General features: G+C 72.4%; 23 protein-coding genes. 17 read left to right on the top strand and 6 right to left on the bottom strand.

All coding sequences use genetic code 11. From position 1 onward, the window contains the following. Positions 1 to 94 precede the first annotated feature (94 nt). The 4 genes from EKO23_RS15220 to EKO23_RS15205 all read left to right on the top strand — a co-directional run bounded on the left by EKO23_RS15220 (position 95) and on the right by EKO23_RS15205 (position 2,598). On the top strand, positions 95 to 367 hold the full coding sequence (locus EKO23_RS15220) for an excalibur calcium-binding domain-containing protein (RefSeq protein WP_134718777.1): 273 nt from the start codon (positions 95 to 97) through the stop codon (positions 365 to 367). 534 nt (positions 368 to 901) lie between these two features. Further along, positions 902 to 1,432: a thermonuclease family protein gene (locus tag EKO23_RS25340; protein WP_167880498.1), complete on the top strand. Its 531-nt coding sequence runs from the start codon at positions 902 to 904 to the stop codon at positions 1,430 to 1,432. A 272-nt stretch (positions 1,433 to 1,704) separates the two neighbouring features. Beyond that, complete coding sequence (locus tag EKO23_RS15210) at positions 1,705 to 2,067, top strand: hypothetical protein (RefSeq protein ID WP_134718773.1); 363 nt, start codon at positions 1,705 to 1,707, stop codon at positions 2,065 to 2,067. Positions 2,068 to 2,226: 159 nt separating this feature from the next. Next, on the top strand, positions 2,227 to 2,598 hold the full coding sequence (locus tag EKO23_RS15205; protein ID WP_134718771.1) for an NYN domain-containing protein: 372 nt from the start codon (positions 2,227 to 2,229) through the stop codon (positions 2,596 to 2,598). Between the two features lie 162 nt (positions 2,599 to 2,760). Here EKO23_RS15205 and EKO23_RS26215 read toward each other — a convergent pair whose 3' ends face one another. The 4 genes from EKO23_RS26215 to EKO23_RS15185 all read right to left on the bottom strand — a co-directional run bounded on the left by EKO23_RS26215 (position 2,761) and on the right by EKO23_RS15185 (position 7,306). Then, positions 2,761 to 3,810: an alpha/beta fold hydrolase gene (locus EKO23_RS26215; protein WP_134718769.1), complete on the bottom strand. Its 1,050-nt coding sequence runs from the start codon at positions 3,808 to 3,810 to the stop codon at positions 2,761 to 2,763. A gap of 74 nt (positions 3,811 to 3,884) precedes the next feature. Continuing rightward, positions 3,885 to 5,018: a class I SAM-dependent methyltransferase gene (locus EKO23_RS15195; RefSeq protein ID WP_134718767.1), complete on the bottom strand. Its 1,134-nt coding sequence runs from the start codon at positions 5,016 to 5,018 to the stop codon at positions 3,885 to 3,887. A gap of 43 nt (positions 5,019 to 5,061) precedes the next feature. Beyond that, positions 5,062 to 5,886, bottom strand: coding sequence for a hypothetical protein (locus EKO23_RS25335; protein ID WP_167880497.1), 825 nt, complete (start codon positions 5,884 to 5,886; stop codon positions 5,062 to 5,064). Between the two features lie 244 nt (positions 5,887 to 6,130). Next, positions 6,131 to 7,306, bottom strand: a complete 1,176-nt coding sequence (locus EKO23_RS15185) for an ROK family transcriptional regulator (RefSeq protein ID WP_134718765.1) — start codon at positions 7,304 to 7,306, stop codon at positions 6,131 to 6,133. Positions 7,307 to 7,479: 173 nt separating this feature from the next. Between EKO23_RS15185 and EKO23_RS15180 the strand changes: the two genes are divergently transcribed. Both EKO23_RS15180 and EKO23_RS15175 read left to right on the top strand, forming a co-directional pair. Next, the gene (locus EKO23_RS15180; RefSeq protein WP_134718759.1) at positions 7,480 to 9,492 is read left to right on the top strand and encodes a glycoside hydrolase family 3 protein; all 2,013 of its coding nucleotides are present in this window, start codon (positions 7,480 to 7,482) and stop codon (positions 9,490 to 9,492) included. Positions 9,493 to 9,576: 84 nt separating this feature from the next. Further along, complete coding sequence (locus EKO23_RS15175; protein WP_134718757.1) at positions 9,577 to 10,647, top strand: amidohydrolase family protein; 1,071 nt, start codon at positions 9,577 to 9,579, stop codon at positions 10,645 to 10,647. A gap of 4 nt (positions 10,648 to 10,651) precedes the next feature. Here the strand turns inward: EKO23_RS15175 and EKO23_RS15170 are convergent, their stop codons facing one another. Beyond that, positions 10,652 to 11,218 (bottom strand): hypothetical protein, encoded by a 567-nt coding sequence (locus EKO23_RS15170; protein WP_134718755.1) that lies wholly within the window; start codon positions 11,216 to 11,218, stop codon positions 10,652 to 10,654. A gap of 44 nt (positions 11,219 to 11,262) precedes the next feature. After that, positions 11,263 to 13,254 (bottom strand): sulfatase, encoded by a 1,992-nt coding sequence (locus tag EKO23_RS15165; RefSeq protein ID WP_134718753.1) that lies wholly within the window; start codon positions 13,252 to 13,254, stop codon positions 11,263 to 11,265. A gap of 153 nt (positions 13,255 to 13,407) precedes the next feature. Between EKO23_RS15165 and EKO23_RS15160 the strand changes: the two genes are divergently transcribed. The 11 genes from EKO23_RS15160 (at position 13,408) to EKO23_RS15110 (ending at position 22,408) form a co-directional block, all read left to right on the top strand. Further along, positions 13,408 to 14,283: an SPFH domain-containing protein gene (locus tag EKO23_RS15160; RefSeq protein ID WP_134718751.1), complete on the top strand. Its 876-nt coding sequence runs from the start codon at positions 13,408 to 13,410 to the stop codon at positions 14,281 to 14,283. Between the two features lie 194 nt (positions 14,284 to 14,477). Next, positions 14,478 to 15,026 (top strand): 30S ribosomal protein S16, encoded by a 549-nt coding sequence (gene rpsP, locus EKO23_RS15155; RefSeq protein ID WP_134718749.1) that lies wholly within the window; start codon positions 14,478 to 14,480, stop codon positions 15,024 to 15,026. A gap of 5 nt (positions 15,027 to 15,031) precedes the next feature. Then, positions 15,032 to 15,274 (top strand): RNA-binding protein, encoded by a 243-nt coding sequence (locus tag EKO23_RS15150; protein WP_134718747.1) that lies wholly within the window; start codon positions 15,032 to 15,034, stop codon positions 15,272 to 15,274. Positions 15,275 to 15,450: 176 nt separating this feature from the next. After that, on the top strand, positions 15,451 to 15,990 hold the full coding sequence (gene rimM / locus EKO23_RS15145) for a ribosome maturation factor RimM (RefSeq protein ID WP_425464401.1): 540 nt from the start codon (positions 15,451 to 15,453) through the stop codon (positions 15,988 to 15,990). Then, entirely contained in the window at positions 15,987 to 17,630 is a 1,644-nt protein-coding gene (gene trmD / locus EKO23_RS15140) for a tRNA (guanosine(37)-N1)-methyltransferase TrmD (protein ID WP_134718743.1), read from the top strand. The genes rimM and trmD overlap by 4 nt, the downstream gene beginning before the upstream one ends. A 280-nt stretch (positions 17,631 to 17,910) precedes the next feature. Beyond that, complete coding sequence (gene rplS / locus EKO23_RS15135; RefSeq protein ID WP_134718741.1) at positions 17,911 to 18,261, top strand: 50S ribosomal protein L19; 351 nt, start codon at positions 17,911 to 17,913, stop codon at positions 18,259 to 18,261. Positions 18,262 to 18,367: 106 nt separating this feature from the next. Next, entirely contained in the window at positions 18,368 to 19,222 is an 855-nt protein-coding gene (gene lepB, locus EKO23_RS15130; protein ID WP_134718739.1) for a signal peptidase I, read from the top strand. 18 nt (positions 19,223 to 19,240) lie between these two features. Beyond that, the gene (locus EKO23_RS15125; protein WP_134718737.1) at positions 19,241 to 19,990 is read left to right on the top strand and encodes a ribonuclease HII; all 750 of its coding nucleotides are present in this window, start codon (positions 19,241 to 19,243) and stop codon (positions 19,988 to 19,990) included. Continuing rightward, the gene (locus tag EKO23_RS15120) at positions 19,987 to 20,295 is read left to right on the top strand and encodes a DUF2469 domain-containing protein (protein ID WP_134718735.1); all 309 of its coding nucleotides are present in this window, start codon (positions 19,987 to 19,989) and stop codon (positions 20,293 to 20,295) included. Before EKO23_RS15125 ends, EKO23_RS15120 begins: the two co-directional genes overlap by 4 nt. Before the next feature lie 164 nt (positions 20,296 to 20,459). Continuing rightward, positions 20,460 to 20,816 carry a YraN family protein gene (locus tag EKO23_RS15115; protein WP_134718733.1) on the top strand — a complete coding sequence of 119 codons (357 nt, stop codon included), beginning with the start codon at positions 20,460 to 20,462 and terminating at the stop codon, positions 20,814 to 20,816. Then, positions 20,816 to 22,408, top strand: a complete 1,593-nt coding sequence (locus tag EKO23_RS15110; protein ID WP_134718731.1) for a YifB family Mg chelatase-like AAA ATPase — start codon at positions 20,816 to 20,818, stop codon at positions 22,406 to 22,408. Before EKO23_RS15115 ends, EKO23_RS15110 begins: the two co-directional genes overlap by 1 nt. Positions 22,409 to 22,432 lie beyond the last annotated feature (24 nt).

The following is a 22,432-nucleotide window of genomic DNA, read 5'->3' as shown; positions in this document are numbered from 1 at the left end:
CGCCACATGTGGCGGAAGCGCCGTTTCGCTGCGCACCGACCCGTGTCGCGCCTACAGTTCCGCTGTCCCAACCACACCTATCGGGGGGTTTCCCATGTTCCGTGCCGCCAAGACCGGCTTTGTCGCTGTGGCGTTGACTGCCACCGCGCTCACGTTCACCGCCGGGCCTGCCGAGGCCGTCACCGACTACCGCAACTGCGACCACATGCACCGGACGTTCAAGTACGGCGTCGCACGGTCTGACGCCGCGGCCGACCGGCAGCAGCGCACCGGCCACTACCGGCCCGCGGTGCGGCCCAGGGTCTACCGGGTCAACGATGAGAGCGACCGCGACAAGGACGGCACCGCCTGCGAGGTCAGCCGTTAAGGCCCGGAAGAGATGACCAGCCAGCAAGGCCGGTGGAAGCCCGGGGACGTGGCCAACGGCCATGTCCTCGGGCCTGACCATGTTTGGCGACCGCTCAATGCAAGGAACCAGCCCTGGCGCCCCGGCGACATCGCCAATGGTCACGTCCTCGGGGATGACTATGTGTGGCGATCGGTCCAGCCTGTCCGTACACCGGCCAGGCCGTTGGTCCGCGAAGAGCCCGGACCTCAGGGCCGCACACCGGGCAGGTCGCTCCCTTGGTACAAACGCCCATGGGGGCTCATCGGGATCGTCGTCGGCAGCCTGTTCTTGCTCGGCGGGATAGGCAATGCGTTAGAGGGTTCCGGCAGCCCGGACGCCGGGCAGGCCTCGGACACAGCAGACGATGGGTCACGCCACAGCACGCAGGCGTCTGGGGACGACTCGGACGACGCAGCGGAAGACGACGCGACCGCCACCACCGACCCCCCTCCTGCGCCCAAGCCTGAGCCGAAACCCAAGCCCAAGCCCAAGCCTCCGCCGACGTACCTGGTAGTGGACGTGGTCGACGGAGACACCATCGAGCTGGGCAACGGCGACACGGTGCGCATCGTCGGCATCGACACCCCCGAGCGCGGTCAGTGCGGCTATGAAAAGGCAAGCGACAACATGGCGCGTCTCGTCCTCGGCAAGCGCGTGCGCCTCGCCGAATCGGACGAGGACACCGACCGGTACGGGCGCCTGCTGCGCTACGTGGACATCGGCTCGGTGGACGCGGGCCTGGCGCAGATCAAACAGGGGTACGCGATCGCCCGCTACGACTCCCGCGACGGCTACGGCTTCCACCCTCGCGAGCCGATCTACATCAAGGCCGACGGCGGGTCCAAACAGATCACCTGCCCCAAGCCCAAGCCACAACCGCTGGTCGGCGGTGGTGGCGGCAACAACTGCATGACGGGGTACTCACCGTGCCTACCCATCGCTGGCGACCTCGACTGCGCAGATATCAACGGACCAGTCCGGGTCACGGGCGACGACCCGTATCGACTCGACGCCGACGGTGATGGAATCGGCTGCGACTCGTAGCGCCTGATGATCCAAGTCCGTTGAGTGGCGACCGGCCACGACGTCCAAGGCCGAGAGACGATCCGCGCATGTTCCACACAATCTTGACCGCCACCGGGGGCGGCCTAGAGGCCATGGGCGTCATATGGACCGCCTACGGAATCCGCAAGACCTGATTGGCGTGGCACCGCCCGGGCGAGACATTCTGGGGGCTGCGAGCCGCAGCCTGTCACCTGCGCTCATGGGCAGTCGACGCGTGGCGACGCTTCAACCGGCGGCCCGCAAGACGGCCCGTGATCGGCACTGACCTCACCACCGGTGGGCGGCGACGCGGCGGCTACGCCACGCACTCATATCAGCCGCAGCCGACCCTGGACCCCGACCTGCCGGTGTGGGACAACCTGGAACGACTCGACCAGCGCATGACCGCCCTACATCGCCGCGCCACCCGGCAACGGGGTAAGGACCAAGCCCGTGTCGACTCGCTGACCCGCACGGTCGGTACGCACGACAAGCGTCTGACCTCGCTGGCGGACAGGCTGGAAGACACCAAGCGGGAACTGATCCTGGACGGTCAGCGCCACGAGGCCATCGGGCTCGGGCTGATCGGCTTGGGCCTGGTCCTGCAATGGCTGGGCGCGCTGCTCGCTCCATGAACGTCCGCGGGTGGTGGGATAGCTTGAGTCAGTGATCCACGCTCGCATGTTCGCCCGGGTGTCACTCAAGGGTATTCGGCCCCATACCGCTCACGATCGGGCCACAGTCCAAGCGTGGCCGCACAGCGTTCGCTCGTTCCTATTCTCCAAGTTCCTGAAGTGACGACCGCGCTGGTCGTGGACGGGGCCAACGTGGTCGGCTCCCGCCCCGACGGGTGGTGGCGCGACCGGGCCGGGGCGGCCAGGCGGCTGCACGAGCGGCTCCTCGTCGGCGACCTGCCGCAGGACCTCGTGGTGCTGGTGCTCGAGGGCGCCGGCAAGGGCGGGGTACCCGCAGGTCGCGACGGCCACGTCCGCGTCGTGCACGCGCCGGGCAACGGAGACGAGGCGATCGTCGCCGAGGCCCGGTCCGCGGCCGACCGCGGCGCCCGGGTGACTGTCGTGACCGCCGACCGCTTCCTCCAGGCCCGGGTGCAGGGCGTCGGCGCCACGGCGGTCGGCCCCACCTGGCTCTGGGACCGCCTCGACTGACTTCCCGGTAGTCCCAACCCTTCGAGGGGCGATTCGTCCCGTTCGTCCCCTCGAACGTTGGGGAGTATCCCAACGCGTCGTCCGGATAGTCCCCGACGAAGTGGTCGCGTTGCGTGCGAGATCGGAGCCGTTTCGTTGGGGAGTATCCCGGCGGGCGGGGACTCAGAGGAGGCCGTGGTCGACGGCCCAGGCGGCGGCCGCGGCGCGGGAGGAGACACCGAGCCGGGTGCGGATGTTGGCGACGTGGCGGTGCACGGTGTGCGCGCTGAGCACCAGCTCGGCGGCGATCTCGGCGTCGGTGCGACCGGCGGCCACCAGGCGCAGCACCTGGACCTCGCGCGGGGACAGCGCGGCGTCCTCGGCGGCCGGCGCCGGACGACGTACGGCGTCCGCCGGGTCGCGGCCGGAGAGGAACAGCCTCACCGCCTCGGCCACGGAGGCGGAGTCTCCGCGCCAGGGGAAGTGCTCGTCGCCGGCGAGCTCGACGAACGTCGCTCGCCGGATCCGGTCGGCCAGGTCGCGGCCGAGCGGGAACGGGATCGCCCGGTCCCCGCGTCGGTGCAGCACCAGCGTCGGCGCCGACACCGCGGCCAGCGCGTCGGTGGCGTCGAGCTCGTAGACCGTCCGCAGCGCGGTGGCGGCGGTCTCCCGCGACGCGGACCGGCGCTGGAACCGGGCGAACGCCTCACGCTCCCGGGCGTTGCCCCCGGGCAGGAACACGTCGGAGAGCACTCGGGAGCCGAGCCCCCAGTGCGCTTCGACGAGGGCGACCATCGAGTCGCGGGCGGCGGGGGAGGCGATGTCGGCGCCGCGGGCGTACCCGCCATACAGCACGAGCCGGTCGACCCGGTCCGGCTGCGTCGCGGCGTACGTCGCGGCGACCGGGCAGCCGGACGACGCACCGAGCAGGCTGAGCCGGTCGGCTCCGACCGCGTCGACCACGCCGGCGAGCACGGCGACCTCCTCGTCGCGCCCGGCCGGTGTCGGGCCGCGGTCGGAGAGCCCGGAGCCGGGCCGGTCGTAGCGGACCACGGTGTGCCGCTCGGCGAGCCGGCCGACGAACGACCGGAACCCGGCGTCCTCCCAGTCCAGCTCGAGGTGGCTCGACCACCAGCCGCCGATCAGCAGCACCGGCCCGGAGCCGGCGGAGGACCAGGCCACCGACCGGCCGCCGACGGCGGCGTGGTGGACGACCTGGTCCTCCTCGAGCATGGCGGAGAGTCTAGGGAGGCCGGGGGTCTCCCGGCCTCCCCGTTTCCGGGCGGTCTGGCCGCCGGCGGGCACAGTCAGCCGAGCCGGTGGAACTTCCAGAACGGGTGCTCGATCGCGAGCACCTCGGTGGAGGTGAAACCCGCGTCCCGTACCCAGGCGGCCAGCGTGTGGTCACGCAGGACCGTGCCGTTCACGACCGCGTCGGACTCCGCCCACGTGGCCGGGGCGCAGTGCAGGACGCTCATCGCGAGCTTGAGCCGCTCCACCTCGTCGGCAGGCGCTGCCTTGGTCTCGGCGCCGTGCTCGTCACCGATCAGCACCGCGCCGCCCTCGGCGAGCACCGTGCGGAACGCCGCCAGCGCCTCCACCGGCCGACCCATGTCGTGCAGCGCCTGGAACGCCGTCACGAGGGCCACCGGTCGCCGGGCCGCGGCGGCGAGGGCGGGCGCGTCCGCGGCGTTCGCCCGGACGATGCTGACCCGGTCGGACAGGCCGGCTTCCGCGACGTGGCGCCGGGCCTCGTCGACGGACGCCTGGTCGAGGTCGACGCCCACGACCCGTGCGGCCGGGAAGGCGCGGGCCAGACCGATCGACGACCAGCCCTCGCCGCAGCCGGCGTCGAGGACCACGCCGCCCCGGTCGAGGCGCGCCGCGACGTCGGGCAGCTCCTCGACCCAGGCACGCATGGCGGTCAGGAACCCCGGTCGGTTGAGCTCGGCGATGCCGAGGCGCAGCTCGTCGCCGAAGTCGGCGTACTCCACGCCGCGAGCGGTGGCGAACGCGTCCGCCACCGCGGGCAGCGTGGTGGCCACGCCGAGCAGCAGGGGAGCGGCGCCGAGGAGGTACGCCGGGCTCTCGCGCGCCAGCAGCACGGCCTGGTGGCCGGCCGGGAGGGCGAAGCGACGGGCGTCGTCCGGGTCGGTGCCGACGACGTCGACGATGCCGGCCGCAGCCTGCTGGTCGAGCCATTCGAGCGCGTAGCGCGGGGCGATGGACGCCCGCTCGGCCAGCTCGGCGACGGTCACGGTGCCGGCCTCGGCGATGGCGGCGTACAGCCCGAGCCGGCGGCCCAGCTCGACCGTCAGCAGCTCGACGCCGCCGCCGAACTGGGCCAGGAAGCGCTCGGCCAGGGCGCCGGCCCGCTCCTCCTCGGTGTGGGCGGCGGCCGCGGCCGCGGCGCCGTCGTGGGTGGTGATCTCGGTGGTCATCCTTCTTCTCTCTCTTCTCGGGTGGGGTGGGAGATCCGTGGGGTCACAGCCAGCGGCCGGCCAGCCGGGTGAGGCGCTGGCGGCGGGCCTCGACCCAGACCGCGTGCGCGGAGGCGATGACGCGGCCGTCCTCGTCGAGGAGGACGCTGGCGGTGCGGTGCGAACGGGTGCCGGAGCCGATGGTCCAGCCGACCGCGACCAGCGGCTCGCCGACGGCGATGTCGCGGGTGCGGTGCGCGGTCAGCGACCCCAGGAACGCGATCCGGCCGGACGCGAGCAGCGAGGCCGGGTAGCTCACGCAGTCCATCGCGCCCCACACCGACGCGGGCAGCGCGAGACCGTCGGCGGCGAACCAGGCGGGCGGGTCGTACGGCGCCGCGAGGATGCCGGTGTGCCCCGGGAGGGGGCCCGGGGTGACGTGCAGCCCGTCGGTGCGGTCCGTGCCGCACACCACGCAGTCCGAGAGCGCGTGCCGGGTGCCGGCGTACGGGTAGGCACGGCGGGCCTCCTCGGCCCGGGCGTACGACGGGCGGACCGGCGGCTCGACCACGAACGGCGTCGCGGCCCGCACGGTGGCGACCACGTCGTCCCCGTCGAGTACGGCCAGGCCCTCGGGGGTCTCCAGGACGGCGAACGAGCGGCCGAGCGGCACCGTCCGATGCAAGGCGACGGTGGCGGTGCCGCCGACCAGGTCGGCGAAGGTGCCAGTCGCGAACCCGCCGTTGGCGCGGCGGCGCGGTCCGTTCATCCGCGGCTCGATCGCCGGGGTGCTGGTGGGGACGGCTCCGACCCGGGCGATGTGCCCGACCAGTCGGGTGGAGTCGGTGCTGGTGCTGGTGCTGGTGCTGGTGCTGGTGGTCGTGTTCATGCCCACCAGTGGACCGTCGGAGGCGCGTCGGCCACATCGCCGGAACCGGCCAACCGCACTGGCCGGAATCGGCCATCACACCGGCCGGATACTCCCCAACGTTCGAGGGGATGCCGAACCCGTTAGACCCCTCGAATGTTTGGGACTACCGCGCGGGAGGGGTAGTCCCAAACGAGATGGCTGCGAAAACCGCTCGAGCGGAGCCGTTTCGTTGGGGACTATCCGGAGGTGACCGAGGACGTGGTCAGGCGGGGACGCGGGCGGCGACGCCGGCCACGGCAAGGGCCACGGTGCCGGTGATCTCGGCGCGGTCGCCGAGCTGGCCGGCGGCCACGGTGACCGAGGCGGCCACGTCGGGCTGGGCGTAGCGGTCGATCGAGGCCCGGATCCCCTCCAGCAGGGACGGTGACGGACCGAGCGAGCCGCCGACCACGACGCCCTCGGGGTTCAGGCTGTTGCAGAGGTCGGCCAGCGCCCGGCCGACCGCGCGGCCGGCGTCGCTGAGCACGCGGCGTACGCCGGCGTCCCCGGCCGAGTCGAGCGCGCGGACCAGCTCGGTGGACAGCTCCTCGTCGTACGCCGGCTGGAGCAGGCCGATCAGGCGGGGCGCGGCCACCACCGTCTCGAGGCAGCCGCGGTTGCCGCACCGGCACACCTGCCCGTCCTCGCCGACCTGGACGTGCCCGATCTCGCCGGCGATGCCGGAGGTGCCGCGGTGCAGCCGGCCGCCGAGCACGATCCCGGCTCCGAGGCCGCTGGACAGCTTCACGAACACCACGTCGAGCATCCCGCGCGCGGCGCCGTGGTTGAGCTCCGCGAGCGCGCCGACGTTGGCGTCGTTGTCGGCGAAGACGGGTACGCCGAGGCGTCGCTCGAGCTCGTCGCCCGGCGGCAGGTCGCGCCAACCGGGCAGGATGCCGGTGCTGATCCGGGAGGATCGCCGGTCCAGCGGCGCGGGCACGCACATGCCGACCGCCCGGAGGTCGCCGCGGGGGAGCCCCGCCGTACGCAGGGCGGAGCGGACCATGTGGGCGGCCCGGTCCAGCGCGCCGGGGCCGTGGGCGTCGACGTCGAGGTCGGTGGCCTCCTCGGCCAGGATCCGCCCGGTGCGGTCGGCGGCGGCGACCCGGATGTGCCGGTGCCCGATGTCGACGCCGGCGACGCAGCCGCTCGGCGCGCTCAGCGTGACCAGCACCGGCGGGCGGCCGCTGCCGCCCTTGTGCGGCTTGCCGCGGGCGGTCGTCTCGCTGACCTGGCCGGTGGCCATGAGCGCGGTGACCAGGCTCGAGACGGTGGTGCGGGAGAGGCCGGTGCCGCGGGCCAGGTCGGCCCGGCTCATCGGTCCTTCCCCCGCCAGCAGCGTGAGGACGGCGCGGGTGTTGGCCGCGCGGAGACGTTCCAGGGAGCCCGAGATGCTCACCCGCGTGACCCTAGACCGATTACGCCGGGAAGTGAACAAACAAGAGACGGATGTCCGATCTTTACGCATTGACCGGTGGAAAAACGGCTCCCTAGGTTGACGAGTGCGCGCACCCGCGCGGTCACGGCCGCCGAGGGACGGCCGGACCTTCTTGATCGGGCAAGGAGAACCTCATGTCAGTCCACGTCCCCCTACCGCGCCGGTCGCGCGGACGGCGCAGCGCCGTCCTCGGTGCCGCGGCCGCCGCGGTCTTCGCCATCGGCCTGCTGCAGCCCCAGGGCACCGCCGGCGCCGACACCACCGCCGCGTCGCCGCAGAAGCAGCTGCCCTACCGGGACGCGAAGCTTCCCACGAAGGACCGCGTCGCCGACCTGCTGGCCCGCATGACGCCGGCGGAGAAGATCGGCCAGATGACCCAGGCCGAGCGGTACGACGTCGCCGACGACCCGTCGCTGATCACCGAGTACGGCTTGGGCTCCGTCCTGTCCGGCGGCGGCTCGACGCCCGCCCGGAACACCGCCGAGGCGTGGGCGGACATGGTCGACGGGTTCCAGGAGGCGGCGCTCGACAGCCGGCTCGGCATCCCCCTGCTGTACGGCGTGGACTCGGTGCACGGCCACGGCAACCTGAAGGGCGCGACGGTCTTCCCGCACAACATCGGGCTCGGCGCGACGCGTGACCCGAAGCTGCTCGAGAAGATCGGCCACATCACCGCCGAGGAGACCCGGGCGTCCGGCCCGCAGTGGTCGTTCGCCCCGTGCGTATGTGTGGCCCGCGACGACCGCTGGGGCCGCACCTACGAGAGCTTCGGCGAGGACCCGAACCTGGCGCGCCGGCTGGAGACCGTGATCGACGGCCTGCAGGGCAGGCGCGGGCAGCTCGACGACCCCGACCGGGTGCTCGCGACGGCTAAGCACTACGCCGGCGACGGCCTCACGTCGTACGACGAGTCGAAGGCCGGCACCGGGCAGTACCCGATCGACCAGGGCGTCGACGAGGTCTCCAGCCGCGAGTTCGCGAAGCTCGCGCTCTCGCCGTACCCGACCGCCATCCACCGGCACAAGGTCGGCTCGGTCATGCCGTCGTTCTCCAGCGTCGACTGGACCGAGGACGGCCTCGGCAACCCGGTGAAGATGCACGCCAGCAAGGAGCTGATCACCGACGTGCTGAAGGACCGGATGGGCTTCGACGGTCTCGTGGTCTCCGACTGGCGGGCGATCCACCAGATCCCCGGCACGTACGAGGACCAGGTCCGGATCTCGGTCAACGCCGGCATCGACCTGTTCATGGAGCCGACCGCCGACGGCACCGGCTGGCGTGACTTCATCACCACGCTCACCGGGCTGGTCGACTCCGGCGCGGTGCCGATGGCCCGCATCGACGACGCGGTGTCGAGGATCCTGGCCGCGAAGTTCGAGCTCGGCCTGTTCGAGAAGCCGATGACCGACCGCCGGCACATCGACGAGATCGGCAGCCCGGCGCACCGGGCGGTCGCCCGGCAGGCGGTCGCGGAGTCGCAGGTGCTGCTGACGAACAAGCGCGGCACGTTGCCGCTGAGCGCGAAGAAGTCGCCGGTGTACGTCGCCGGCAGCAACGCCGACAACATCGGGAACCAGGCCGGCGGCTGGACGATCACCTGGCAGGGTGGCTCGACCAACGACATCCCGGGCGAGACGATCCTCGACGGGATCGAGGCGACCGCCACCAAGGACGTCACGTGGAGCGAGGACGCCTCGGCGCCGGTGCCCGCGAACGCAGCGGGTGTCGTGGTGGTCGGGGAGACGCCGTACGCCGAGGGGTTCGGCGACGTGGGCGGCCCGCAGTGGGCCTACGACCCGGGCGACCACGGGGTGCCGCGCCCGCCGAAGACCATGCTGCTCTCCGACGCCGACCAGCAGGCGATCCGCACGGTCTGCGCGCAGGCGAAGAACTGCACGGTGGTCGTGGTCTCCGGCCGGCCGATGATCATCCCGCCGGACCTGCAGGGGCAGATCGACGCGCTGGTCGCGGCCTGGCTGCCCGGCAGCGAGGGCCTTGGCGTCGCCGACACCCTGTTCGGCAGGCGCCCGTACACCGGCAAGCTCCCGCTCACCTGGCCGCGGACGGTCGCCCAGGAGCCGATCAACATCGGCGACCGGGACTACGACCCGCTGTTCCGCTTCGGCCACGGGCTCCGCACCCGCTGACCCGATCTCCGGACAGTCCCCAACGTTCGAGGGGTTCCGAGGCCCGCCCGGCCCCTCGAACGTTGGGGACTATCGTGCGCAGGCATGGTGACGAGGTACTCCGGTCCGGTGCTGCCCGACGGTGAGGTGCGCACGTTCTGCGTGGTCGACGGGAGGATCACGTACGACGTGCCGGGCACGGCCGAGGACGGCGGCGCCGGCTGGATCGTCCCCGGCCTGGTCGACGCCCACTGCCACGTCGGGCTCGACCAGCACGGCGCAGTCGACGAGGCCACGCAGGAGCAGCAGGCGATCACCGACCGGGACGCCGGGGCGCTGCTGCTGCGCGACTGCGGCTCGGCCGCGGACACCGCCTGGATCCACGACCGCGACGACCTGCCGCGGCTGATCCGTGCCGGCCGGCACATCGCGCGGACCAAGCGCTACATCCGCAACTACGCGCACGAGGTGGAGCCGGTCGACCTCCCGGCGTACGTCGCCCAGGAGGCGCAGCGCGGCGACGGCTGGGTGAAGCTGGTCGGCGACTGGATCTCCCGCGAGGAGGGCGACCTCGCGCCGTCGTTCCCGGCCGAGGCGTTCGCCGCCGGCATCGCGGCCGCCCACGAGCACGGCGCCCGGGTGACCGCGCACTGCTTCGGCGAGACCGTGCTGCCGATGCTGATCGAGGCCGGCATCGACTGCATCGAGCACGGCACCGGCCTGTCCACGGACCTGATCGACACCATGGTCGCGAAGAACGTCGCGCTGGTGCCGACGGTCGTGCAGCTCGACAACTTCCCCCAGTACGCCGAGGCCGGCGAGGCCAGGTTCCCGGCGTACGCCGACCACATGCGGAGGCTCCACGCGACCCGGCGCGAGGTGATCATGTCGGCGTACGAGGCGGGCGTCGCGATCTACGCCGGCACCGATGCCGGCGGGGTGCTCCCGCACGGCGGCATCGCCGGGGAGGTTCTCGAGCTGGCGGCGTACGGCCTCGCCCCCGAGGACGCCCTCGGCGCCGCCTCCTGGCGGGCCCGGGAGTGGCTGGGCTGGAACGCCACGCTCGAGGAGGGCGCGACGGCGGACTTCGTGGTCTACGACCGCAACCCGCTCGAGGACCTGTCGGTCCTGCGCGACCCGGCCCGGGTGGTGCTGCGCGGCAACGTGGTCGCCTGAGGGGTCACGCCTTCGGCCGGGCCGGCCGGGTGGCCCACAGGATGCCGGTCACCAGCACCACCACGAACCCGGCCGACCCGAGCAGCATCGGGACCAGGATCGCCGCGAGCACGCCGCCGACCAGGCCGCCGAGGCTCGGGGCCGGGCCGATCTCGACCTGCTCGCCGGAGCCGGCGCAGGTCACGCTGAGCCGGCCGCTGCCCGGGTGTAACCGCGCGAAGCCGGTCTGCTCGTTGCGCTGGAACTCGCCGCTCGGGGACGACAGCGGGATCTCGTCGCCGGTCTCGGTGTCGGTGACCCGGCAGTCGGGCTCGCCGTCGAGGGTGTCGGCCCACAGCATCCGGTCGCCGTCGGTGGGGACGGTCACCTCGTGCGCCTGCCCGTCTGCGCGCAGGGACGCGTCGGTGGTGAACAGGCCCTTGAAGAGGAGCGCGAACAACAAGACCGCGACCGCCAAGGCCGCGACCATCAAGCCGCCGCCGAGCACGAACCACCAGCCGCTGGGGCGCGGCTTCTTCTTCGGCGGCGGCGGGGAGGGTGGCTGGTACGGGTTCGGGTGCCAGGCGGTCATCCGGTCATCCTTGCCCGTCCGGGGGTCCCCGGAAACGGCCGGGTTCAGGCCCGGTGGGCGGTGAGCCCGTCCAGGGTGATCGTGCCGTCGTCGAGCCGGACGCTCGTGGCATAGCGGTACGCCGAGCGGACCGCCGGGTCGGACAGGTCGAGCGCGCCGCCCACGTCCACGGTGTAGAGGAACTCCCAGCCCGCGCCCTGGTCGGCGTACGCGGTGGCGCTGGTGCCCCGGAGCACGAACGCGTAGCGGGCGGCCGGACCGGTCAGGTCGACGGTGCCGTCGAGGTTGTCCAGCGGCTCGCCGCCCGCCGTGATCAGCCGGTTGTCCAGCCGCAGGTCCCAGCCGACCCGGTGCAGTCCGTTGTGGTAGCGGAACAGCAGGTAGTTCGCGGCGTCCCTGGCCAGCCCGACGAACACGGTGTCCTGCGACCCGGCCTCGGCGAAGGTGCCGGTGTCGAGCACGATCGCGACCTCGTCGGAGCCAGGAGAGACGTCGGACCGGAACACCAGGTGGGTCAGCTTGTCCGAGGTCACCGACAGCCGGCCGTCCGCGACGGCGTGCTGCCCGACGTACGACCCGACCGGGAGCACGTCCCAGTGCGCCAGGTCGGTGTCGAAGGCCTCCACCAGCTCCGGGTGCGGGTACGCCGACTCCGACGGCCGGGGCGGGAAGGTGCCGACGTCGGCGAGGTGCGCGTCGAGCAGGGCGGTCAGCGCCTCCGTCTTGGCGACGTAACGGCTGGAGACGTCGGTGGTCTCGGCCGGGTCGCGGACCACGTGGAAGAGCTCGGTGTGGCCGTCGCGGAGGTGCTGCACGAGCTTGAACTGCCCCTGCCGGACCGCCGCGTGCGGGTGGGTGGTGCCGATGAAGTGTGGGTAGACCCAGAACATCGTGTCCCGGTCGACCTCGCCACGGCCGGTCAGCGCCGGCACGATGCTGACGCCGTCGAACTCCGCGCCGGGGGAACCGCCGGCCAGGTCGAGCGCCGTCGGGAGCACGTCGATGGTGCTGGTCAGCGTGGCGTCGCTGCGGCCGGCGGGGACGGTGCCCGGCCAGTACGCCACCAGCGGCACCCGGATCCCGCCCTCGTAGAGCTCGCCCTTGCCGCCGCGGAGCGGGGCGTTCGCATCGCGGTAGGGACCACCGTTGTCGGAGGTGACGACGAGCAGGGTGTTCTCCGTGAGCCCGAGCTCGTCGAGCGTCTCCACGATCCGGGCCACCTGCCGGTCGATGCTCTCGAGCATCGCGGCGAGCACCGGCCGGTTCGGCGACCGGTCGGCGCCCGGCTTGGCGGTGTACTTGGCGACCAGGTCGGCCTTCGCGTCGAGCTTGGTGTGCACCGCGTAGTTGGACAGGTGCAGGAAGAACGGCTCGTCACGGTGCCGGGTGAGGAAGTCGACCGCCTCCTGGGCCAGCCGGTCGGTGAGGTACTCGTCGGGCTCGCGGGCCGGGAGGGCGGGCATGAAGAAGTAGGGATGGAAGTAGTCGCCGTCGCCGATGTACTGCTGCTCGGAGGCCACCACCTCGTCGAACCCGTGGGCCCAGGGGTTGCCCGGCCGGCTGCGGTAGGCGCCACTGTAGGTCTCGGTCAGGTGCCACTTGCCGATCAGGCCCGTGGTGTAGCCGAGGGGGCCGAGCACGTCGGGCACGGTCGGGATGTCGGGGGAGAGGAACGTGTTGCTCGGGGCCGCCTCGGCGCGCAGGAAGTCGGTGATGCCGGTGCGGGCGGGGTACTGCCCGGTGACCAGGGCGGCCCGGGTGGGGGAGCACAGCGGCGCGGCGGCGTACGCGTTGGTGAAGCGGGTGCCCGCCCGTGCCAGCCGGTCGATCGTCGGGGTCTCGTTGAACGTGTTGCCGTAGCAGCCCAGCTCGTCCCAGCCGAGGTCGTCGATCGAGACGAACACGATGTTCGGCGGTCGGGTGCCCGCTGCGGCCGCGCGGCGCGCGAGGGTCGGGGCGATGGTGACGGCGAGGCCCGAGGCGGCCAGCCCCTGGAGGACGGTACGGCGAGTGGCGGCGGGCGCGAGGGTGGGCATGTGGCTGGCTCCAGGTCCGAGAGGCTTAATCATAGTAAGTCAGTCGAGAATAACGCTTATGCCTGCTCCTCCCGGTCACGACCCGCGGTGTCGCCCGTGCCCGACGTAGGCTCGAAGAGTCCCTCGGTCGGTGACGTTTGTGAGGAGTCGGCCATGGAGTTCGTGCTGGGGATCATCGGAGGGCTGCTGATCGCCCTGGCGATCGGCGCAGCGGCCAGCGCCCGCGTGGTGCGGCAGATCGAGCGGGGCGTGGTGTTCCGCCTCGGCCGGGTCGACGAGTCGCCCCGCGCGCCAGGGTTGATCTGGCTGGTGCCGTTCGTGGACCGGATGCGGAAGGTCAACGTGCAGGTGGTGACGATGCCGGTCCCGGCGCAGGAGGGCATCACCCGCGACAACGTGACCGTGAAGGTGGACGCGGTGGTCTACTTCCGGGTGGTCGACCCGGTGCGGGCCGCGGTGGTGGTGCAGGACCACGAGTTCGCGGTGTCGCAGGTGGCGCAGACGTCGCTCCGCTCGATGATCGGCAAGAGCGAGCTCGACGACCTGCTGTCCAACCGGGAGGCGCTCAACAGCGGCCTCGAGCTGATGCTCGACAGCCCGGCCGCCGGCTGGGGGATCGACATCGACCGGGTGGAGATCAAGGACGTGGCGCTCCCCGAGTCGCTGAAACGGTCGATGTCGCGGCAGGCCGAGGCCGAGCGCGAGCGCCGGGCGCGGATCATCACCGCCGAGGGGGAGCTCGCGGCCGCCGCCAAGCTGTCCGAGGCGGCGCGGTTGATGTCGGCGTCGCCCTCGTCGCTGCAGCTGCGCCTGATGCAGACGATGGTCGAGGTGGCCGCCGAGAAGAACTCGACGCTGGTGCTGCCGTTCCCGGTCGAGCTTCTCAAGTACCTCGAGGTCGCCGCCGACGAGATGGAGCGGCGGCGGGGACAGGTGCCGCTGCCGCGGCTGGAGGAGCCCGCGGAGGAGCGACCGGTGGAGAGCGCGAACGGCTCCGGAGACACCGTCCGCGCCGCTGCGACCGGGTGAGCGGGCGGCGCCTGCCGCGACCGGCGTACGCGATTTTCTGGGGTCGAGGTTCCTCTGGCAGAATGTCGCGCTGAGTCCTGCGCGCCCGGTCCCTCTCACCCGGGTGCCGCGGGGTCCGCCGAGGACGCCGACCTGGTCCCCACCCGGTTGAGGCTTCCTCACCCACACACAACTTCCGAGGAGACACCACAGACGTGGCCGTCAAGATCCGTTTGAAGCGCATGGGCAAGATCCGTGTGCCGCAGTACCGCATCGTCGTCGTCGACTCGCGCAAGAAGCGCGACGGCAAGGTGATCGAGGAGATCGGCAAGTACCACCCCAAGGAGGAGCCGTCGCTCATCGACGTCACCTCCGAGCGCGCGCAGTACTGGCTGGGCGTGGGTGCGCAGCCGAGCGAGGCCGTCGAGGCGCTGCTCAAGGTCACCGGCGACTGGCAGACGTTCAAGGGCCTGCCGGGCACCGAGGGCACCCTCAAGACCGCCGAGCCCAAGCGCGACAAGGCCGAGATCTTCAACGAGGCCCTCAAGGAGGCCGGCAACGAGCCCAAGGGCGGTGCCGTGACCAAGAAGGCCGACAAGAAGAAGGCCGAGGAGCCCAAGACCGAGGAGCCGAAGGCCGAGGAGCCGAAGGCCGAGGAGCCGAAGGCCGAGGAGACCCCGGCCGAGGTCCCGGCGTCCGAGACCCCGGAGGGCGCCGCCGCCGAGGCCGAGGCCGCCGAGGGCACCGAGAAGCCCGAGGCCTGATCGCCGTGCTCGCCGACGCTCTGGAGCACCTGGTCCGCGGGATCGTCGACCACCCGGACGACGTCACCGTGCGCGACAAGCAGCTGCGCCGGGGGTCCGTCCTCGAGGTGCGCGTGCACCCCGACGACCTCGGCAAGGTGATCGGACGCGGCGGCCGCACCGCGTCGGCGTTCCGCACCGTCATCTCCGCCCTCGCGGGCCGGGGTGGCGCGCGGATCGACTTCGTGGACGTCGACCGTCGCCGCTGAGCACGACCAGCACCTGGACGGGTGTCGCTCCCTTCGTAGGGGCGGCACCCGTCCTCCATTTCGCGATCTTGTCGGGCGAATCCTGCAGTTGTCGGGGGAAGTTCTGCCCGTCATGTGCAGGATTCCCCGGTCCACCGGGGAATCCTGCAGCCCACTACCCTGACCGCGTGAGCGAGATCGAGGTCGTGGTCGGCCGCATCGGCAAGCCGCACGGCATCCGCGGCGAGGTCACCGTCGACGTACGCACCGACGAGCCGGAGCGTCGCTTCGCGGACGGCGCCGTGCTCCGGGCGCAGCCGCCGCAGGGATCGGCGAGCCCGCTCACCGCTCTCACCGTGGCCCGCACCCGTTGGCACCAGGGCGTGCTGCTCGCGAGGTTCGGCGAGCTGCCCGACCGCAACGCCGCCGAGGCGGCGCGCGGCATCGTCCTGCACGCGACCGTCCCCGCCGACGCCACTCCCGACGACCCCGACGAGTACTACGACCACCAGCTGGTCGGGCTGGCCGCGGTCGACACCGACGGCAACGCCCTCGGAGAAGTACGCCGCGTGGTCCACGGCGGCGCCCAGGACCTGCTCGAGATCCGCACCCCCGACCGCCGCGACACCCTGGTCCCGTTCGTGGCCGCCCTGGTGCCCGAGGTCGACCTCGCCGGCGGCCGGGTCGTCATCGCCGACCGGCCGGGCCTGGTCACGCCGTTCGAGGACGAGTCGTGAGGATCGACATCGTCTCGATCTTCCCCGAGTACCTCGCGCCGCTCGACCTCTCCCTCCCCGGCAAGGCCCGCGCCAAGGGCCTGGTGGACATCGCCGTCCACGACCTCCGGGACTGGACCCACGACAGGCACCGCACCACCGACGACACGCCGTACGGCGGCGGGGCCGGCATGGTGATGAAGCCCGAGCCGTGGGGAGAGGCGTTCGACGCTCTGCTGCCCGCGGACGGGTCGGCGACCGTCGTGTTCACGACCCCCAGCGGCACCCCGTTCACGCAGGCCGTGGCCGCCGAGCTCGCCACCCACGAGCACCTGGTGTTCGCGTGCGGGCGCTACGAGGGCATCGACCAGCGGGTGATCGAGGAGGCCGGCACCCGGGGCGGGGTGCGGGAGGTCTCGCTCGGCGACTACGTCCTCAACGGCGGCGAGGTGGCCGCGCTCGCGATCACCGAGGCCGTGGTGCGGCTGATCCCGGGCTTCATGGGCAACCCCGAGTCGCTGGCCGAGGAGTCGCACGAGGACGGCCTGCTGGAGTACCCCGTGTACACCAAGCCGCCCTCCTGGCGCGGCCGCGCCGTGCCCGACGTGCTGCTGTCCGGCAACCACGCGGCGATCGCGGACTGGCGCCGCGAGCAGGCCGAGCGGCGCACCGCCGAGCGCCGGCCGGACCTGCTCCTCACCTCGTCGCTGGTCCACGGGGTCGAGGTGCGCGGGGCCGAGCCGTCCGATGCCGGTGAGCTGCTCACCCTCCAGCGCGCCTGCTGGCTGCAGGAGCACTGGGACAACCCCGGCGTCGACATCCCGGCGCTGGGGGAGTCGTTGGCGGACGTGCAGGCATGGCTGGGCCGCGACACGGTGCTGGTCGCCCGCGCCGGTGGCCGGATGGTCGGAGCGGTGCGCGGGTCCCGCCACGACGACACGTGGGAGATCGGCCGGCTGATGGTCGCGCCCGACCTGCAGGGGCAGGGGCTGGGGCGGCGGCTGCTGACGGCGATCGAGGCGACGGCCCCGGCCGGGGTCACGACGTACGCGCTGTTCACGGGGGCCGGCAGCGCCCGCAACCAGCGGCTGTACAAGAAGGCCGGCTACCGGCTGGCTGGTCCCGACCCGGAGGTGCCCGGGGCGGTGCGCCTGACCCGGCGTCGTCGTACGTCGGGGCGCGCGGCGCCGGAGCCCGCATCCCCCGACCCGCTCGCCGCCCTCGGCCTCGACCGGCCGGAGCTCCGACGGGCCGCGCGCGGCGACATCGGGGAGGTGCAGACCCTGCAGTGGGCGAGCTTCGACCCGCCGCTGCGCGAGCCGTACGACGTCCTGGAGCGGGACGTCCTCGGCGACACCTCGTTCGTGCTGCGCTCGGCCGGCCGACTGGTCGCGATGATCGGCTGCCAGCTGCTCGCGGACGGCGCCGAGTGGCGCTTCCGGCTGCTGATGGTGCCGGACCTGCGCGGCCGGGGGATCGGGAAGTTCCTGCTCGACCACGCCGAGGCCGCCGCTCCGCCGTCGGTCACGACGTACTCCGTCCTGGTCGGGGCGACCAGGCAGGACAACGTCGCGTTCTACGAGGACGCCGGCTACGCCAGCCAGGGCAAGCTCCCCGACCGCCCCGGCGTGCTGATCCTCACCAAGCCCCGCCCCCGGTAGTCCCCAACGACATGGCTGCGAATCTCCCGGATCCGCAACCGTTTCGTTCGGGAGTATCCCGGTCGGGGCCGGCGGTGAGATCCGGATTTCCGGCGGACCGGGCCGCTGTGGCAGACTTTCTCCTCGGTCCAGCCGGCCGAAAGACCGCTCCGAGGAACGCACGGGGGGTCCGCATCCTGCTCCTGCCACAGGGGGATCAGGGTGCCGCCGGCACCACGGTTGGACACCGGATCAACTCACGATTCCGCGGCTGACCTGTGGCACTCGCGAGGAGTACGTCATGACCAACGTCATCCACGAGCTGTCCGCTGCCACAAGGCGCGACGACGTCCCGGACTTCCGCGCCGGCGACACCATCAAGGTCCACGTCAAGGTCGTCGAGGGCAACCGCTCCCGCGTCCAGGTGTTCCAGGGCGTGGTGATCCGCGTGCAGGGCTCCGGCATCGGCCGCACCTTCACCGTCCGCAAGGTCTCGTTCGGCGTCGGCGTCGAGCGCACCTTCCCGATCAACTCCCCGATCTTCGAGAAGATCGAGGTCGTGACCCGCGGTGACGTGCGCCGGGCGAAGCTCTACTACCTGCGCAACCTCCGCGGCAAGGCCGCCAAGATCAAGGAGCGGCGCGAGGCCTGATCCGGAACCACCCAGGTTCTGGTTAGGCTTCCCGCGTGAGCACCCCAGGAAATCGCGGGCTTCCCCCGCTTCGCTCCTCCAACCTGCGATTCCCCGGGGACCCCGCATGACTTCAGACGACCGCGACGCGCGCCCCGAGGGGGACTCCGCACCCACGGATCCCTCCACCACCGGGGAAACGTCCCGGTCGTCCCTGTCCACCCGCCTCTCGGGCTCCGCGGCCCGCCGTCGCGAGCGCCGCGAGGAGAAGGCGAAGAAGCGCAAGCAGCTCCCCGTGTGGCAGGAGACGATCCTGCTGCTCGGCATCGCCCTGGTGCTCGCGATCGTCATCAAGGCCTTCTTCGTGCAGGCCTTTTACATCCCGTCCCAGTCGATGGAGCCCGGGCTGGTCAAGAACGACCGGATCCTGGTGCAGAAGGTGTCCTACTGGGGCGACAAGGGCCCGGAGCGCGGCGACGTCATCGTCTTCAAGGACCCCGGCAACTGGCTCGGCCCGGAGGACACCCAGGGTCCCACGTCGGTGCTCGCCAAGGGGCTGGCCAAGATCGGTCTCTACCCGACCGGCGGCCACCTCGTGAAGCGGGTGATCGGGGTCGCCGGCGACCGGGTGAAGTGCTGCGACAAGAAGGGCCGGCTGTCCGTCAACGGCTACGCCCTCGACGAGTCCGACTACGTCAAGCAGGACGGCACCCGCTGCGCCGCACCGATGATCGACTGCAAGCTCGACGTCGGCCCGATCCCCGACGGCTACCTGCTGGTGATGGGCGACAACCGCGGCAACAGTGCGGACTCGACCGCGCACATGTGCCAGGACCCGGAGGCCGAGCAGTGTCCGCCCACGAGAGGACTGGTGCCCACCGACCTCGTGGTGGGCAAGGTCTTCGCGCTGGTCTGGCCACGCGACCACATGCACCGGATCACCCGGCCCTCGGTCTTCGAGGACATCCCCGACCCGAAGTGACCCGGTCGTGACGAGCCGATGAGCACCCTGCCCCGAGGATCGACCGTACGCCGCGACGCCGGCCTCTACGGCTACGAGCGCGCGCTGCGCCGGGTCGGCCTGGCCCCGATCGCCGGCGTCGACGAGGCCGGCCGCGGTGCCTGCGCCGGACCGCTCGTGGCGGCGGCCGCGATCCTGCCCGACGGCAAGGCCGGGATCGTCCCCGGGCTGGCCGACTCCAAGCTGCTCACCGAGAAGGCCCGCGAGCGCTGCTACGACCAGGTCGTGAAGCGGGCCCTGGCCTGGTCGGTCGTCGTGATCGAGTCCGACGAGTGCGACCGGCTCGGCATGCACGTCGCCAACGTCGAGGCGCTCCGCCGTGCCCTGGCCCGCCTCGACGTGCGCCCGTCGTACGTGCTCACCGACGGGTTCCCCGTCGACGGCCTCGAGGTGCCCGGCCTTGCGGTGTGGAAGGGCGACCGGGTGGCGGCCTGCATCGCGGCCGCGTCGGTGCTGGCGAAGGTGACCCGGGACCGGATCATGACCGGGCTGGACGCGGAGTACCCGGCGTACGAGTTCAAGGTGCACAAGGGCTACATCACCGACCTCCACAGCGCCCGGCTGGCCGAGCTGGGTCCGTGCCCGCAGCACCGCATGCGGTTCGTGAACGTACGGCGGGCCGCCGGGCTGGAGCCCGACCTTCCGGTGCAGAATGGCCCGGACGTGCCGGTGCAGAATGAGGCCGTCCCTGCTGTGGTGGACGAGGTCGTCCTGGAGGAGTCGCGATGAGTGCCGAGGATCTCGAGAAGTACGAGACCGAGATGGAGCTCAACCTCTACCGCGAGTACCGCGACGTGGTCTCCATCTTCAAGTACGTCGTCGAGACCGACCGCCGCTTCTACCTCTGCAACCAGGTGGACGTGAAGGCCCGTACCGAGTCCGGTGACGTGTTCTTCGAGGTGTCGATGTCCGATGCCTGGGTCTGGGACATGTACCGCCCCGCCCGGTTCGCCAAGAACGTCAAGGTGCTCACCTTCAAGGACGTGAACGTCGAGGAGCTGGCGCCGGCGGACATCGACCCGCTGAAGTCCTGACGCCCGTCTCCGTGCCGACGCGGGCCTGATCCGGGCCGCTCCGGCTCCTGTCGGCCCGGTTTCCGTGCACAGCCGGTCGCTCGGCGACCTCTGTCCACAGGCGAGGGTGCCGCTCCGGCCGCAGGTCCCTGCCCGTCGGAAGGCTGGGCGCAGGAGGTCAGGAGATGAGACACAAGCAGGCGCTGGGCGCCCACGGGGAGGCGCTCGCCGCGCGCCACCTGCGCGAACGGGGCATGGTCGTGCTCGACCGCAACTGGCGGTGCCCCGAGGGCGAGATCGACCTCGTGCTCCGGGACGGGCCGGTCGTCGTGATCTGCGAGGTGAAGACCCGGCGCTCGCTCTCCCACGGCAGCCCGCTGGAGGCGGTCACGCCGGCCAAGGCCGCACGGCTGCGCCGGCTGGGTGCGGCCTGGCTCGCGGCGCATGATGTCCGCGCGGAGCACGTGCGGATCGACCTGGTCGGGGTGCTCGCCCCCGACGGGCGGCCGCCCACCGTCGACCACGTGCCCGGGATCGGCTGATGCCGGTCGCCACCGCCCGCACGATCACGCTCATCGGCGCCGCCGGTCACCTGATCGACGTCCAGGTCGACGTCGCGCAGGGCATGGTCGCCACCGCGCTGGTCGGCCGGCCGGACGCCTCGGTCACCGAGGCCCGCGACCGGTGCCGCAACGCGGTCAGCAACGCCGGCTACGAGTGGCCCGCGACCCGGCGGGTGACCGTCCTGCTCTCGCCGTCCGACCTGCCCAAGCGCGGCCCCCACTTCGACCTGGCCATCGCCATCGGCGTGCTGGCGGCCTCCGGGCAGGTGCCCGGCGACGCGCTGGAGCGCACCGTCATGATCGGCGAACTCACCCTCGACGGGCGGCTGCGGCCGGTCCCCGGCCTGCTGCCGATGACCCTGGCCGCGTCCGCCCGCGGCATCGACCGGGTGTTCGTCCCCGAGTCCCAGGTCCGCGAGGCCGCCATGGTGCCGGGGATGTCCGTGTTCGGGGTCCGGTCGCTGGCCCAGGTGGCCGCCGAGCTGCGCGGAGTCGAGGTCCCCGAGGCGCCGCCGGTGCCACCGCTGTCCAGCGGCTCGCTGTTGTCCTGGCGCGGCGAGGACCGGCTCTCCGACCTCGACCTCGCCGACCTGGTGGGCCTCGCGGACGCGAAGTACGCCGCCGAGGTCGCGGCCGCCGGCGGGCACCACCTGCTGCTCACCGGGCCGCCCGGCTCCGGCAAGACCTCCCTCGCCGAGCGGCTTCCCGGGATCCTGCCCGACCTGACCGTGGAGGAGTCGCTGGAGCTGACCGCGATCCACTCGCTGGCGGGCGTGCTCGACACCAGCGACGGGCTGATCAGCCGGCCACCGTTCTTCGCCCCGCACCACACCTCGTCACGGACCAGCCTGCTCGGCGGCGGCACCGGCAAGGTCCGGCCCGGAGAGCTGAGTCGGGCCCACTGCGGCGTGCTGCTGCTCGACGAGTTCCCGCTGTTCGCCTCCGACATCCTCGAGGCGCTGCGCCAGCCGCTCGAGGCCGGCGAGGTCACCATCGCCCGCGGCGAGGAGACGGCGACCTACCCCGCCCGCGGGATGTTCGTGATGGCCTGCAACCCCTGCCCCTGCGGGGGGTACTCCTCGGTCCTCCTCGACAACACCTGCGTCTGCAAGGAGGTCTCCCGCCGCGACTACCAGCTGCGGCTCTCCGGCCCGATCACCGACCGGCTCGACATCACCCGGCACGTGCGCCCGGTCGGCCAGGTGGAGGCATCCGACCCGTTCGACCGGCGCGAGTCGTCCGCAGACGTGCGGCGGCGGGTCACCCTGGCGCGCGAGCGCCAGGCCGACCGGTACGCCGGCCTCCCGTGGCGCCTCAACGCCCACGTGCCGACCGCGGTCCTGCGCGAGGAGTGGCCGCTCAGTCCCGAGGCCGACCAGCTCCTCGACGCCGAGATGTACTCCGGCCGGCTGAGCCGCCGCGGCGCCACCCGCGTGCACCGGGTCGCCTGGTCGGTGGCCGACCTGCGCGGTCTCGTCGAGCCCGGTGCCGACGAGCTGGCGATCGCTCTGCGCCTGCGCCGCGGCGACCCGCTCGACCTGTCCGTCGTCGAGCCGAGGTGCGTCTCGTGAGCGTCAGCGCCTCCGGTGCCGGCC

Origin of the sequence: Nocardioides guangzhouensis (assembly GCF_004519545.1) — a bacterium.
Lineage (GTDB): Bacteria > Actinomycetota > Actinomycetes > Propionibacteriales > Nocardioidaceae > Nocardioides > Nocardioides guangzhouensis.
Note: the sequence above shows the minus strand (reverse complement) of the source record. Positions and strands in the feature narration are given on the sequence as shown.